The sequence below is a fragment of the Nonomuraea diastatica genome (genome assembly GCF_004349015.1).
GTDB classification, from domain to species: domain Bacteria; phylum Actinomycetota; class Actinomycetes; order Streptosporangiales; family Streptosporangiaceae; genus Nonomuraea; species Nonomuraea diastatica.
In genome coordinates this window covers 1-14867 of sequence record NZ_SMKP01000117.1, presented here as the reverse complement: position 1 = coordinate 14867, position 14867 = coordinate 1, and the positions used below count along the sequence as shown (strand labels likewise).

The following is a 14867-nucleotide window of genomic DNA, read 5'->3' as shown; positions in this document are numbered from 1 at the left end:
CGAAAACGGATGTCACCCGGTCACGCCGTGCGCGCGGGCCGCCTCGCCGGGCCTGTCCCGCAGGTCCATGCCGCCCCCTCAGCCGGTCTTCGGGGTGGCGCGGGCGCCCATGTGCACGTACGGGGAGCCGTCGGGCAGCTCGTAGAACACGACGGACGTCCAGTCGGGCGAGCCGCCCAACCGGCACACGAACGTGACGTCGTCCACGGGCACCAGATCGCACTCCTCCGGCTCCTGCTGCAGGGCGGCCAGCGCTCCCGTGGCCTCGTACCGCATCCAGGGCCTCCCGTCGCGCGGCGACACCGTGATGCGGGCGCCCACCCGCTCGTAGACGCCGGTGTGGCGGGAGGCGTCCACGTCCGCGTCCTGGCCGGGGGGCTGCGGCTGCGGGGGCACGGTCAGGCCGTCGAGCTCGGCGAACAGTTCCGTGGCCAGGGCGCGGGTGAAGGGGTTGGAGTGGCCGCCGTTGGCGGTGACGCACACGATGGTCCCGGTGCCGGGCACGGCCCAGAGCATGGCGTGCTGGCCGATGGTGTTGCCGCCGTGGGAGATGACGAGCTGCCCGTCCCACTCGTCCAGGATCCAGCCGATGCCCCACTGCTTGCCGAGGGTGTGCGGGTTGGGGATGTCGATCTGCGGCTCCCACATGGCCCGCGGGTCGTCGAGCAGCCCGCCCTCCCCGGTCGTGCGCAGGTGGGCGCGGGCGAAGGCGACCACATCGGCGGGGCGGGCGCAGATGAGCCCGGCCGGGCCGGCCGAACGCATGAGCCCCCACGCCGGAGCCGGCGCGCCGCCGTCCACGTGACCCATCGCGGCGCGGAAGCGCAGCACTTCCTCGGGCAGGGTCCAGGTGTGGGTGAGGCCGAGCGGATCGACGATCTCCTTCCTGAGCGCGTCGTCCCAGCGGTCGCCGGTCAGGCGCTCCACCACGCGGCCCGCGATGACGAACCCGGAGTTGCAGTAGGACTGGGTGACGCCGAGCGGGTGGTTCTGGGTCAGGCCGGCGCACGCCTCGACGTACTTCTCGACGCAGTCGTCGCCGCGGCCGGTGTCGAGGAACAGGTCGCCGTCGATGCCGCTGGTGTGGGAGAGCAGGTGCCTGATGGTGACGGCCTTGCTGACCTCGGCGTCGGCGACCTTGAACTCCGGCAGCACCTCCGCCACGGTGGTGTCCAGCGTCAGGCGGCCCCGCTCGATCAGCCGCATGAGCAGGGTGGCGGTCCACACTTTGGTGACCGAGCCGATCTGGTAGAGCGCGTCCGGGGTCGCCTCGACGCCGGTGGCGGTGTTGAGCGTGCCCGCGGCGAACTCGCGCAGCTCTCCCTCGTGCAGGTACGCCAGCGCCGCGCCGGGCACCTCGTACTGAGCGATCAGCTCGGGGAGCCGCTGACCCATTCCTCCAGCCACGTGATGATCCTTTCGTTGTAGTCGTACCGGTGTGAGGGCCGGCCGTTCAGGATGAACAGGTGACTGGCGCCGGGGTAGCGCACCAGCCGGACGGGCACGCGCCGCTCGCGCAGCGCGGCGAACCACTGCTCTGACTGGCCGACCGGGCAGCGGTCGTCGCTCTCGCCGTGCAGGAGGAGCGTGGGGGTGCCGACCTCGGACACGTAGGTGATCGGCGACTGGGCCGCGAGGTCGCCGGTCCATTCGTGCACCTTCATCATGTGCCCCAGGTCCGAGGTGCCGGCCAGGCTGGTCAGGTCGCTCACGCACCCGCCCGGGATCGCGGCCTTGAAGCGGCCGGTATGGCCCGTCAGCCAGCACGTCATGTAGCCGCCGTAGCTGTAGCCGGTGACGGCCAGCCGGTCGGGGTCGGCGACGTTCTCCTCGATCAGCGTGTCGACGGCGGCGAGGAAGTCCTGGGCGTCGGCCAACCCCCAGGCGCCGACGGCCGCGGTGTAGAAGTCCTCGCCGTAGCCGTCGCTGGCGCGGGGGTTGAGCGCGAGCACCGTCCAGCCCCTGGCTGCCAGGGCCTGGTGGTAGAGGTGGAAGCCGTCGAGCACGGGTGCCCAGGCGTTGTGAGGGCCGCCGTGCACGTCGAGCAGGAGCGGGCCGGGGGTGGCGGCGTTCTCGTCCCGCAACACGAAACCCTCGACGGGGGTGCCGTCGGGGGCGGTGAACGTGCGGCGGGCAGGCGTGAACAGCTCGACGCCGTCGAGCGCGTGGTCGGTGAGGCGCGCCGGGGTCTCTCCCGGCCGGCCGAGGTAGACGTCGCCGGCGCTGTGGGGGGTCGCGGCCACGTACGCGATCCGGCCGGCCGCCACGCTCGCCCCCGACACGCTCGCCTCCTCGGGCACCAGCCTCTCGCCGGTGGCGCGGTAGAGGTGGGAGCAGCCGCGGTCGCGGACGCAGAGCACCAGGTCGTCTCCGTCGCCGGACAGGAGCGCGGGGACGGCGCCGGGGTAGCCGGGGGCCCCGGTCATGACGTTGCGGTCCAGCCCCGTCTCGATCTCCTCGGGACGACCGCCGGGGACGAGCGTGAAGAGCCGCACGTGCCTGACGGGGCTGCCCTTCATGCCGGTGACGACCAGCCGCTCGCCCAGCCACCACACTCCGGTGCAGATGAGCTCGGGACCGGTCAGCCGCCGCGGCTCCCCGCCGGCTTCCCCATCGGGTCTCCTGCCGACCTCCACGGAGTGGACGGCGCCGCGCACGTCGAGGTCGCGATCGGACTCCATGGCCGCGACGAACGCCAGCCGCGTTCCGTCCGGACCCCACGACGGCTCCCCCGCGAAGAAGTCGCCCTCGGTGACCTGGGTCGTCTCCCCGCTCGCCACGTCCACCACGAACAGGTGCGCGCTCATCCCGCGCAGCAGCCCCGTGCCGTCCGCCTTGTACTCCAGCCGGTCGGTCACCACGGGCGCGTCCGGATCGGGGGCCTGTCCGCCGGGCCCCACCGGAGCGCTGAGCGCGATGCGGGTGCCGTCCGGCGACCACCGCGGCGCCCCCGCTCCCAGCACCGCCGAGGTGAGCGGGGCCGGCTCGCCGCCGTCCATGGGGAGCAGGTGGATCTGCGGCCTGCCGTCCACAGGCCGCAGGAACGCCAGCGTCCGCCCGTCCGGCGACCACCGGGCCGCGCTCCCGCCGGCCAGCCTGCGCGGAGGGGCGCCGGGCGCGGCGAGCCAGATCTCCGTGCGGTTCTCGTCGGCGTCCCGGTCGACGGTGGTCAATGTGTACGCGACCGCGCCGCCGTCGGGACGCAGGCAGGGATCGGAGGGGACGGCGAAGCGGTAGAGATCATCCAGGGTGAGACGCGGCATATCCGAACCGTAGAGCAGCACCATTCCCCCATCTTCGGACTATCCGACGAACGGCACGGGTTCCGTTGTGCCCGGGTCCAAGCCGGGACCGCCCCGCCCGGGATCCCGATGGCGGCCCGATCTGCGCCGCGCCGCGGTCCGCGACGGCCGGGCCGGTGGATTCGCCCCGGCATACTGACCCCTGGTCTACGTGAGGTTCGACCTGGTCTCGCTCCGTTTCGACCTGGCCGGACGCGCACCCCACCTGCTGGCGGACGTCCCTGAGACGGTTTCCAGCACAGCTTCTGGCACGGTGGCGCTGGTCTGCTGGGCGCACATGAGCCTGCTTGGTGGACTGGGCCATCCGGCACCACTCCGCCTCCGACGTCACCCACTGGCTCGACCTGGCCCACCGGCTCAGGCCCCGCTGACGAGAGCCTCGCGAAGGGCGGATGCGCACGGGAATAATGTGTTGCGTCCCCGTGCTGATCGTCGCACGATGTTCATCATGTTCCCGCGCGCTCACCTGACGACGCCCGCCCTGCCGGCGGGCGCGTTCGAGCGTGCCTGCGACGGCCTGGAGCGCTGACCTCTTCCCGTTCGTCATGAAGTGACCCGGCGGGGGGAGGTCGACCGGCCCTGACGGGTCACGAAGCTCGGGAGTCTCAGGAAAGGGAATCATGGCCAAGCAGGCCTATGTGCGCAACAAGCCGCACCTCAACATCGGCACGATGGGCCACGTCGACCACGGCAAGACCACGCTGACCGCCGCGATCACCAAGGTGCTCGCGGCGCGGGGGCAGGCGACGTTCACGCCGTTCGAGCGGATCGACAGGACCCCGGAGGAGTCCTCCAGGGGGATCACGATCAACATCTCGCACGTCGAGTACGAGACCGCCACCAGGCACTACGCGCACGTGGACATGCCGGGGCACGCCGACTACGTGAAGAACATGATCACGGGGGCGGCGCAGCTCGACGGCGCGATCCTCGTCGTGTCCGCGCACGACGGGATCATGCCGCAGACCAGGGAGCACGTGCTGCTCGCCAAGCGGGTCGGCGTCGAGCACCTGGTCGTGGCCGTCAACAAGGCCGACGGCGCCGACCCGGAGCTGCTCGACCTGGTGGAGCTGGAGCTGCAGGACCTGCTGAGCGGGCAGGGCTACCACGGCGTCCCGATGGTGCGGGTGTCCGGGCTGCGGGCGCTGGAGGGCGACCCGGTCTGGACGGCGTCGGTCGACGCGCTGCTCACGGCGGTGGACGAGCACATCCCCGTGCCGGTGCGGTACGTCGACGCGCCGTTCCTCATGCCGGTGGAGAACGTGTTGACGGTCACCGGCCGCGGCACGGTCGTCACCGGCGCCATCGAGCGCGGCGCGGTCCGCGTCGGCGACACGGTGGACGCGGTCGGGTTCGGGGACGGGTTCGGCGCCGTCGTGACGGGCGTGGAGACGTTCGGCAAGACGATGGAGCGGGGCGAGGCCGGCGACAACGCCGCCGTGCTGCTGCGCGGGGTGCGCCGCGAGCAGGTGCGGCGGGGGATGGTGGTGGCCGAGCCGGGCAGCCAGCGGGCCCGCGCGTCGTTCACCGCCCGCGTCTACCTCCTGACCGCGGAGGAGGGCGGGCGGCGCAGGCCGATCGCGTCCGGGTACCGGCCGCAGTTCTACCTGCGCACGACCGACGTGCCCGGAGAGCTGACGCTGCCCGAGCCGGCGCAGCCGGGCGACACGGTCGAGGTGGCGGTGGAGCTGGGCAAGGCGGTCGCGCTGGAGCCCGGGCTCGGCTTCGCGATCCGCGAGGGCGGGCTGACGGTCGGCGCGGGCACGATCCTCACCGTGCCCGCCTGACGATCCCGCCCCGGCCCGGCCGCGTCGGCCTGCGCGCCGGCCGGACCGGGCAGCCCGGACCGGTCGCCTCGGCCGGGCCGGGCGCGGGAGCCGGGTCATGTCGGGTCGAAGCGGATCCTCAGCGTCGACCGGCGGGCCCGCAGCTCGTACGCGGGCAGCACCCCCGGACCACAGGTGGCGGTGCCGATGCCCTGGTGCGCGAGGTCCAGGTGGAGATACACGCGGTCGCCCGCCACCAGGTCGGGACGGTGGCGGGCGCGGGTCAGCGCGTCGTTGCTCCACGGCCGCGCCGTCATCCCGAACACGGGATCCCCCGTGACCCTGAACCCGCCGAAGTCGGCCCATCGCACCTCGGCCCGGTGGCCGTTCTCCTGCGGGTGGACGTACGGCGTCTGCAGCTCGTCGATCGTGGCCGACCAGCGGCCCATGCGGGCGGCCAGCCCGGTGTCCGGGTACGCCTCGCCGGGCCCCATCCCGAACCACGTGACCCGGTCGAAGGTGCGGGGCAGCGACATGGTGACGCCGAGCCGCGGGATCGGGTCGCGCCAGTCGCCGGTGGGCTCGATGTCCAGGAGCAGCCGGAGCCCGCCGTCGAACGTCCACCGGTACGTCGCCCAGATCCCGTGGTCGGTGGCCGCGGGCGCGACCCGGGTGCGGACGGTCAGCTCGTCGCCCTGTTCGACCGCGACGACCCGGTGGGTGAGCCGGTGCAGGCCGAGCCCGCGCCAGGCGCCTTCGAGCCCGCCGTACCTGTCGTTGTCGGTGGGCGGCCGCCACAGGTCGAGCCGCGGGCCTTCGACGTCGACCCCGAAGAGCCGGACGAGCCGGCCTGAGGCGGCGTCGAACGCGGAGTCGCCGGCGGTGATCTCCGTGCCGCCGGTCACGAGCGCGGCCGGGGACCGCTCGAAGCGGGCGGGGTGCCGGACCAGCAGCGCCTGCCCCCACGCGACCTCGTGGCCGGCGTCCGCCCACGGCTCGTCGCGGGCGAGCACGGCGCGCACGGTCAGCCACCGTTCGCCGTCGGGGCCGCTCACGTCGGGCACCTTGCACTCGCCCCCGGCGGCGGGCACGTCGAGCCGGTGTTCGGCGACGGTCTCGCCCTCCACCTCCACCGAGGCGACGAACTCCAGGTGGGACAGGTCGCGGAAGCCGTGTCCGTTGACGATCCGCACGACGCCGTCGCCGAACTCGAACCTGACCGGCTCGAACACCTTCTTCAGGTCGAGCAGCCCGGGTGACGGTGTGCGGTCGGGGAACACGAGCCCGTCGATCACGAAGTTCGAGTCATGTACGGGCTCGCCGTAGTCGCCGCCGTAGGCGTACTCGTGGTCGGGGTGCTCGAGCCCGTGGTCGATCCATTCCCAGACGAACCCGCCGGCCAGCCGCGGGTAACGCTCGAACAGCTCCTGGTACTCGGCCAGCCCGCCGGGCCCGTTGCCCATGGCGTGGGCGTACTCGCACTGCAGGAACGGCATCGCCCGCCGCCGCGCGTCCTGGCCGGGGTCCTCGAGCGCCTCCTCCTCGTAACGGCCGATGGCCTCGACCTCGGCGTGGGAGGCGTACATGCGTGAGTAGACGTCGGTGTGCGCGCAGGAACGGTCGCCCTCGTAGTGCAGCGGGCGGGACGGGTCGCGCTCGCGGGTCCAGCCGGCCATGACGGCCAGGTTCCTGCCGACGCCCGCCTCGTTGCCGAGCGACCACATGATGACGCTGGGGTGGTTCTTGTCGCGTTCGACCATGCGGCGCATGCGGTCGAGCAGCGCGTCGGCGTAGCGGGGGTCGTCGGTGGGGTTGCCGTGCCAGCCGACCTGGCCGAAGCCGTGGGTCTCGAGGTCGCACTCGTCGATCACCCACAGGCCCAGCTCGTCGCACAGGTCGAGGAAGGCGGGGTGCGGCGGGTAGTGGCTGGTCCTGACGGCGTTGATGTTGTGCCGCTTCATCAGCAGCACGTCCTCGCGCATCGTGTCGTAGGTGACCGCGCGGCCGTGCCGGGGGTGGAACTCGTGCCGGTTGACGCCTTTGAGCAGCAGCGGGATGCCGTTGGCGAGGAGCACGCCGTCCGCGATGGAGATCGTGCGGAAGCCGACGCGCAGGTGTACGGACTCGCCGGTGCAGGTCAGCACGGCGTCGTACAGGCGGGGGGTCTCGGCCGTCCACGGCACCGCCTCGACCGTGATCTCGGTTCCCGACTCCAGTTCGGCGACGCCGAGTTCGGGGACGTTCAGAGTGCCCTCGCCGTCGAAGCGGAGCGTGCCACGCCCGTCCGCGTAGGAGGCGTGCACGAAGACGTCGGCGGTGGAGCGGGTGAGCGTGACGTCGCGGAAGATGCCCGGCAGCCACCACATGTCCTGGTCTTCCAGGTAGCTCGCGGCCGACCATTGGTGCACGCGCACGGCGAGCACGTTGCGTCCCGGCTTCAGCCACGGGCCGGCGTCGAACTCGGCCGGCAGCCTGCTTCCCGTCCAGAAGCCCAGCTCGTGGCCGTTGAGCCAGACCCTGGCGAAGGATTCGGCGCCCTCGAACCGCAGCCGGCCGCCCGTCCACCCCTCGGGCAGGTCGAACGCGCGGCGGTAGTCGCCCGTGGGGTTCTCGCCGGGCACGTGGGGCGGGTCGACGGGGAACGGGTAGGAGACGTTGGTGTAGGCGGGGGCGCCGTGGCCGTGCAGCGGCCAGTGGGCGGGGACGGGCAGGTCGTGCCAGTCCGCGTCGTCGTAGCCGGGCCGGGCGAAGTCGTCGGGGACGTCGGCCGCGGGCGAGAGGCGGAAGCGCCACGTGCCGTTGAGGTCGAGGGCGGGAGCGTCGGAACGGAGGGCCGCGCGGGGTTCGAGCAGACCGGAACCGGGGCGGTAGCTTTCGAGGTCCATCGCTGCCGAGCCTAAGGCTTCGCGGCGGTTTCGTCATTGTCGCGTTCTCTGTCCGGTGCTCCGTTCACGTGCCGGGGCCCAGGTCGTAGACGCGGCGGGCGTTCTCCACGCCGACCATCGAGGCCACCCGCGCCGCCTGGGCCGCCGACCACTCCCCCTCGGCCACGAACCCGCCCAGCACGCGCGCCATCGCCCTCCGCCACAGCAGGGCTCCGAGAAAGTGCAGCTCGGCCGGGCCCCAGGCGTCGGAGGAGAAGAGCACCTTCGCGAAGGGCGCCACCTCAAGGCTCTCGGCCACCAGCGCCGTGCCCCGCGCGCCCGTGTGGTTGACGCCGAGCCCCACGTCGAAGAAGACGTTCGGGTACGCCTCCGCCAGCAGCCCCGCGTGCCGGTGGTAGGGGTAGCAGTGCAGCAGCATCAGCGGCACCCCGGTGGGCTCGGCCCGCTCGATGAGGCCGCGCAGCAGCAGCGGGTCGGAGCGGCGCAGGTCGATGTCGGGGTCGCCGTAGCCGATGTGGAACTGCAGGGGCAGCCCCCGGTCGAGCCCGGCCCAGATCAGGTGCCGCAGCAGCACGGGATCGTCCAGCCGCCCGCCTCCCCCGGCCAGCCAGCGCCCGGCGGCCTCGGCGACCTCCGCCGCCGAGGGCGGTTCGGGGTCGACGTCGAGGCCGTGCCGGTAGGCGACGATGGTCTTGAGCCCGCGCGCCGTGCGGGTGCGCTCCCACAGGGTCTCCGCGAACCGGCCGGCGAACGCGCCCGCCCCGCAACCGGCGGCGGCCACCTGCTCGGCCACGGTCTCCAGCCGCACCACCTCGTCGGCGGGTGAACCGCTGACCTCGGCCATGCCGGCAGGCCCGAGGAGCTCGTCGCCGCGGTAGCCGGTCTCGACGAGGAAGTGCCCGACGCCGCAGGCCGCCAGCATCAGCCGGTTGACCTCGCCGGTGCCGATCCTGGCCCGCCTGGCCAGGTATTCCTCCGGCGCGCAGTGCGGGCCGAGGCCGAGCACGGGCGCGCAGTGGCGCAGGATCGCGTGGCCGAGCTGGGAGTCGAAGCGGGTCATCCACTCGGGCACCGGCCGGTCGGACTCGCCGATCATCTCCTCGAACGCCCTGCGCGGCAGGTCGCGGGTGGTGGCGCCGTGCACGTGGTGGTCGACCAGCGGCAGCTCGTCGATGACCCGCGCGAGGCCGCTGGGCACGAGGTCGAGCTCCATGGACATCGGCGATGTCTCCCAAGGTCAGCGTAGGCGACCAGGATAGGTGAAGCGCTGCCCGCGCCGGGGTGCACGCGCCGCTGCCCGGCGGGCCGCCGACGCAAAAGGTCCGGGACCTCCCTATATGTCCGGCTTTGTTTGTGGATAAGGTAGAAGATCTTCAATGACAGCAGCGACGTGCCAGGGCAGGGTTGTGAGCCAGGAGACGGGGAAGACACCACCGGCGAATCCTTTCGACGCCGCGGGAGATCGGGAGCTCGGCAGGCTGCTCAAGGGCTACCGCGAGGACGTGGCGGCGCTGGAGCGGCTGAACGACCAGGTCACCGCGGTCAGAGGCCGCGGCGAGGCCGCGCAGGGACGCGTGGTCGCCGAGGCCACGCAGACCGGCGGGCTCACCGGGCTCACCATCGACCCGCGTGCCATGCGCCTCGGCTCGGCCGCGCTGGCGGAGGCGATCCTGGAGGCGGCGGGCGAGGCGGCGCGGGACGCCGGGCAGGCGGCGGCCGACCTGGTGACTCCGTTCATCGCCGGAACGCCGCTGGACGACGGCGTGCGGGACGACCCCCGCGGGGGTCGCAGGCGTTGAAGTTCTCCTTCGGCCGCGCGGGCATCTTCGGTTTCGGGACCCTCGGCCTGGCCGGCTTCGTCTTCGAGATGCTCTCCGTCGAATATCCGAAGGGCGATCCCGCCGGGGCCCGCCAGGCCGCCGCCGTCTGGAACCGGCTGGCCGACCGCATCGAGCAGAGCCCGCACCGCACGTTCCCCTCGGCCGAGGCCGTCTGGCGGCACAACGGCGGTGACGGGGTGAACGCCTACAAGCGCGCCGTCACCGCCGAACTGTATCCGGCCGACGAGGACGCGGGATACGCCGCCAGACTCGTCCGCCGCTGCCGGCAGAACGCCGCGGCCTGCATGGAGTTCGCCGACGTGATCGACGCGGTGCGGCGCACGTACGAGACGCTCGCGCTGGCCAACTTCGCCAGCTTCGTCTACATCGCCACCTTTCCCTGGCAGGCGGGAGCGGCGTACCAGGTCACCCAGTTCCTCATGCGCCGGGCGCAGGCGGGCATGCTGGCGAAGCTGCTGGAGCACAGCATCGCCAAGATCGTGCTGAGCAAGCTGACGGAGTACTCCCTCGGCAGCGCCATCTTCGCGATCGGTGACGTGTCGGTGGTGGCGGGGGTCAAGGCGCTGCGGGGCGAGGACGTCGGGTCGTTCCAGGAGAACGCGACGCAGGCGCTGAAGGAGTTCGCCGCGTCGGTCGCCTTCTACGGCGTGTTCGAAGCCGCGGCGCCCCTGATGAAGAGGGTGAGCGCCAACCCTGACGTGCAGTACTTCCTGAGCCGGCTGGCCGGAGGATCGATCGGCTACGGCCCCACGTACGGCGTCCTGAGCGGGGAGACGGGCTCCGACCTCGCCCCCACCTGGAAGGAGACCATCGGCAGGATGCTGGTGTATTTCACCATGGCTCACAAACCCGCGCGCTGAGAGGACGACATGGAGATCGACCGATCGCGGATCGGCCTGTCGGCGGAGGGGTTCGACCTCGAAGGGGACGACCTCGCGGAGTTCGTCACGCAGGCGAGGGACGAACTCGACGCCATCGGCGACTTCTGGGGCGACGGGAATGAGGGTGTGACCTTCTTCAAGGGCCAGGGTGGCGGCATGGGGTACGAAGCGGTCACCGGCCAGGTCAAGGAGGGCATCGAGGTGTTCGTTTACGCGCACCACGAGATCGCCGCCCGGCTGCGGCTCATGGCCGGCAACGTCGCGGTCGCCGACTGGGAGAGCGTGGCCGCCATCCTCGCGACGCTTCCTCCGCCCGATCCCGACCAGCCCGTCTGGGGCGCGGGATAGCCGCGTGCACGTGCGCTTCTCCGGCCTGGTGAAAAGTTGTGGCCATGGGTGACAAGAAGGGCGAAAACTGTTTTAATCCCGCCTAGATGACCAAGGGGCTACATAGCCCCGTGTGACCGTTTTCCTCGAGCGGGAAAGGCGGGTCCGTGCGAGCACCAGGTGGCGAAGTCGTCATCACCGGCGGTCTCGGTTTCATCGGCTCTCATCTCGTGGACGCCTACCTCGCGGCCGGCCACCGCGTACGGATCATCGACTCGAACGCCGGCGCGGTCATCGACGGCGAGGACTACGACGCCGACCCCCGCTGCGCCGTCGTCCGGGAGCGCGTCGAGGACTATCTTGCCGCGGGCGGCGACTTCGCGGGCGTGGACCGGGTCATCCACGCCGCCTCCTACGTGGGCCCGGCCAGCATCCTGTCACGGGCAGGACGGCTCGGCCACGACATCATCGGGAGCACCGCGCCGGTCATCGAAGCGTGCATGAACGCCGGGACGCCGCTGTGCGTGTTCAGCTCCGCCGAGGTGTACGGCCGCAGCGGCGTCCTGGACGAGAAGGACGACATCGTCGTCCCGACGCAGTACAACACGCGCATCGAGTACGCGGTCGCCAAGACCCTGGCCGAGGCGATGGTCTGCAACAGCCGCAGGCACGGGCTGCGCGGGATCGTCATCCGGCCCTTCAACGTGGCCGGGGCGCGGCAGTCGCGGGCCGGCGGGTTCGTGATGCCGACGTTCGTGCAGCAGGCGCTGGCCGGGCGGCCCATCACCGTCTTCGCGGGCGGGGAACAGATCAGGGCGTTCATCGCGGCCGGCGACCTGACGGGCTTCCTCACCGGTTACATGGACCTGGCGCTGCAGGGCGACGAGGTCATCATCAACGTCGGCAACCCCGCCAACGCCGTCACCATCATGGACCTGGCGGAACGCGTCAAGAACCTGCTCGCCAGCCCCTCCCCCATCGTCAGGGTGGACGGCAGGAGCGTGCACGGCCCCCACTACGCGGAGGCCGAGTCGTTCCACAAGATCCCCGCGCTCAGGGCGGCCACCGGCCTGGGCTGGCGGCCCCGGATCCCGCTCGACGAGCTGATCCTGAGCACCGCCGACTATTACCGTGCCAGAGAGGACCGAAGGGCAGTGAATGCGCCGCTTTGACCGCGTCTTGGTGATCTCCCCCCACGCCGACGACGAGGTTCTGGGCTGCGGCGGCCTGATGGCGGCGCAGGCCGACGCCGGAGCCGAGGTGCACGTCCTGTACCTGGCCGTGGACGGCATGCGCCACTACGGGCTCGACGGGGCCACCACCTACCGCCAGCGCCTGGACGAGATCGAGAACGTGCGCGAGGTGCTCGGCTTCACGTACGAGATCGCGTACGGCGACCGCGGGCTGACCGAACGGCTCGACACCCTGCCGCGCAGGGAACTGGTCGACCTGTTCGAGCAGGCGCTCAACGAGCGGCGGCCCGACCTGCTGCTGCTGCCCAGCTTCGCCGACTACGACCAGGACCACTGCGCGGTGTTCCACGCCGCCTTCGCCGCGGCCCGGCCGATCGCGCCGCAGTTCGGCAAGTGGCTGGTGCCCAACGTCCTCATGTACGAGATGTCGAAGATCCAGTGGGCCTCGGAGCCGATCCCGCGCTCGACGGCGTACTGCGACATCGGCGTCCACCTGCGGCGCAAACTGGCCGCGTTGCGCGGTTACAAGAGCCAGCACCGGCCCTCGCCGCACATCAGGAGCGAGGAGTCGGTGACGGCGCTGGCCACGCTGCGCGGGGCGGAGATCGGCGTCGCTCACGCCGAGGCGTTCGGGACGCTGAGGGAGGTCCTGTGAAGACGTTCGCGTTCGCCACCGGCATGGAGTTCGCCGCCCCGGCCGTGGACGTGCTGGTCGCGCAGGGCACACCGCCGTCGCTGCTGATCGGCTACCCGCCGCGGCTCAGCCACCGCTCCGGGTACGCGCCGCTGCGCGAGGCGTCGGACAAGCACGGCATCCCGCTGCTGGAGACGGACGACATCAACGACGGGCAGGCCTACGAGCGGGTCAAGGGCATGGACCTGTTCGTCATCGCGGGATGGTCGCAGCTCGTCCGCGAGCCGCTGCTGTCGGCCTGCCCGAGGGGGTCGATCGGCCTGCACCCCACCCGGCTGCCCGAAGGGCGGGGACGGGCCGCGCTGCCGTGGACGATCATCAAGCGGCTCACCACGAGCGCGGTCAGCCTCTTCTTCCTGGACGAGGGTGCCGACACCGGTCACCTGATCGCGCAGCGGGAGTTCACCATCAGCCGCCGCGACGACGTCACCGCGGTGTACCGCAAGGTCACCGAGATCAACATCGGCCTGCTGGCGACGTACATCCCGCTGCTGCTGGACGGGCGGGTGGTGGCGCGGCCGCAGGAGCCCGGCGGGTCGTGGTGGGAGAAGCGACGGCCGGAGGACGGGGTGATCGACTGGTCGCGGCCCGCCTCCGACCTCTACGACTGGGTGCGCGCGCTGGCCGCCCCCTATCCGGGCGCGTTCACGTCCGTGGCGGGGAGGCGGCTGTACGTGCACAGTGCCGACCTCGTCGAGCACGGCGGGGCGGAGCCCGCGGGCACGGTGCTCGCGCCCGTGTGGTCGACCGGCACCGGCGGAATGCTGGTGGCCTGCGGGTCGGGACTGCTGGTGGTGCGCGAGGTCCAGTGGGAGGGCGGCGAGCGGCGCGACGCCCTCGGCCTGCTGGAGGCGGACGAGCTCGCGGTCGGCGCATGTCTGGGCACCTGAGACCGTCCGGCGACCCACCGCACTCCGGAGGCGCGGATCCGGAAGGGGGCATGCGGCTGACCGGGGCGGTGATGGCGCATCCTCGGCGCAGGGAGGCGGCCGCCCGGCTGGCCGGGAACGTCCTGGACGTGGTGACCGACCCGGATCCCGCGGGCCGGCCCTCGGCGTTCCGCACCTCGCTGCTGGCCTGGTCGAGCATCCCCGAGAACGCCACCCACCACGTGCTGCTGCACGACGACATGGCCCTGTCCGGCCGGTTCTTCGAGCGCGCGGAACGTGCCGCCCGCGCCATGCCGGGCGCCGCGCTGGCCCTGTTCGCGTTCTGGAACTCGCGCAACGGCGCCGCCGTGCGGATGGGCGCGCTCGCCGGGGCACGCTGGGTGCGCGGGGCGGGCGAGTACACACCGGTGGCGGCGCTGCTGCTGCCCAGGCAGGTCGCCGCGGGATACGTGGAATGGGCCAGGGACCGGGGCGAGACCTGGCCCGACGACGTGCTCATGGGCCGCTACCTGCGCCAGGCCGGGGTGCCGGTGTACGTGGCGGTGCCGAGCCTGGCCGAGCACGAGGACCTGGCCAGCCTGGTGGAGAACGACTTCCAGGGAGTGCGCCGCTCCCCGTGCTTCTTCGCCGACGACCTGCTGGCCGGCGTGGCCGAGGAGCGGGTGCTCGACCGGCTGCCCGTGATCCCGTTCTACAAGCGCGGCGTGGCCCAGTGCGCGGTACGCGTGCCGGGATCCGGCCGGTGGCGGGACCTCCGGTGCGACGACTACCTGGCCGGGCTGGGGATCGACGCGGGCTCACTGCGGGCCCAGGCAAGGGCGGAGACGGGAGCAGGGCCGCATTTCCCGCTGTGGCTGACGGCGTACACGATGGGGGTCGTCCACCGCGGGCCGCGCGGTGACGCGCGGGTCGTGGACGAGGCGCTGGCCACCATGGGCCCCGGCGGGCTCTGCCATGAGCTCGGGGCGCGCGAGCTCGCCCGGCTGTGGCCGGAGTTGCACGACGTCGCCAGGGCGGGCCTCGAAGCGGGGCTGGCAGGTGTGCCGGCCGCGCGGAAACCCCGGCCCCGCCTGGCCTCCGGCCTCACC

The 14867-nt window shown here is 72.3% G+C and carries 12 protein-coding genes; 8 read left to right on the top strand and 4 right to left on the bottom strand.

What is annotated here, in order from left to right:
* Positions 1–78 precede the first annotated feature (78 nt).
* Positions 79–1407 (bottom strand): serine hydrolase domain-containing protein, encoded by a 1329-nt coding sequence (locus tag E1294_RS33255; RefSeq protein ID WP_246083462.1) that lies wholly within the window; start codon positions 1405–1407, stop codon positions 79–81.
* Positions 1371–3263: a S9 family peptidase gene (locus E1294_RS33250; RefSeq protein ID WP_165977603.1), complete on the bottom strand. Its 1893-nt coding sequence runs from the start codon at positions 3261–3263 to the stop codon at positions 1371–1373. The genes E1294_RS33255 and E1294_RS33250 overlap by 37 nt, the downstream gene beginning before the upstream one ends.
* 659 nt (positions 3264–3922) lie before the next feature.
* Here E1294_RS33250 and tuf point away from each other — a divergent pair.
* Positions 3923–5089, top strand: coding sequence for an elongation factor Tu (tuf, locus tag E1294_RS33240; protein ID WP_132514934.1), 1167 nt, complete (start codon positions 3923–3925; stop codon positions 5087–5089).
* Positions 5090–5184: 95 nt separating this feature from the next.
* Here the strand turns inward: tuf and E1294_RS33235 are convergent, their stop codons facing one another.
* Positions 5185–7953, bottom strand: a complete 2769-nt coding sequence (locus E1294_RS33235; RefSeq protein WP_132514933.1) for a glycoside hydrolase family 2 TIM barrel-domain containing protein — start codon at positions 7951–7953, stop codon at positions 5185–5187.
* 64 nt (positions 7954–8017) lie between these two features.
* Positions 8018–9172 (bottom strand): amidohydrolase family protein, encoded by a 1155-nt coding sequence (locus E1294_RS33230; RefSeq protein WP_132514932.1) that lies wholly within the window; start codon positions 9170–9172, stop codon positions 8018–8020.
* A gap of 157 nt (positions 9173–9329) precedes the next feature.
* On the opposite strand from E1294_RS33230, the gene E1294_RS33225 reads away from it, so the two are divergent.
* From E1294_RS33225 to E1294_RS33195, 7 genes are all read left to right on the top strand, one after another.
* Positions 9330–9752, top strand: coding sequence for a YbaB/EbfC family nucleoid-associated protein (locus E1294_RS33225; RefSeq protein WP_132514931.1), 423 nt, complete (start codon positions 9330–9332; stop codon positions 9750–9752).
* Positions 9749–10654 (top strand): WXG100-like domain-containing protein, encoded by a 906-nt coding sequence (locus E1294_RS33220; protein ID WP_132514930.1) that lies wholly within the window; start codon positions 9749–9751, stop codon positions 10652–10654. The genes E1294_RS33225 and E1294_RS33220 overlap by 4 nt, the downstream gene beginning before the upstream one ends.
* Before the next feature lie 9 nt (positions 10655–10663).
* Positions 10664–11023, top strand: a complete 360-nt coding sequence (locus tag E1294_RS33215; protein ID WP_132514929.1) for a hypothetical protein — start codon at positions 10664–10666, stop codon at positions 11021–11023.
* 146 nt (positions 11024–11169) lie between these two features.
* Entirely contained in the window at positions 11170–12174 is a 1005-nt protein-coding gene (locus E1294_RS33210) for an NAD-dependent epimerase/dehydratase family protein (protein WP_132514928.1), read from the top strand.
* Positions 12161–12850, top strand: a complete 690-nt coding sequence (locus E1294_RS33205; protein ID WP_132514927.1) for a PIG-L deacetylase family protein — start codon at positions 12161–12163, stop codon at positions 12848–12850. Before E1294_RS33210 ends, E1294_RS33205 begins: the two co-directional genes overlap by 14 nt.
* Positions 12847–13779, top strand: coding sequence for a methionyl-tRNA formyltransferase (locus E1294_RS33200; RefSeq protein ID WP_132514926.1), 933 nt, complete (start codon positions 12847–12849; stop codon positions 13777–13779). Before E1294_RS33205 ends, E1294_RS33200 begins: the two co-directional genes overlap by 4 nt.
* Positions 13780–13829: 50 nt before the next feature.
* A partial coding sequence (locus tag E1294_RS33195; RefSeq protein ID WP_220448064.1) for a hypothetical protein occupies positions 13830–14867 on the top strand: 1038 nt, incomplete at its 3' end.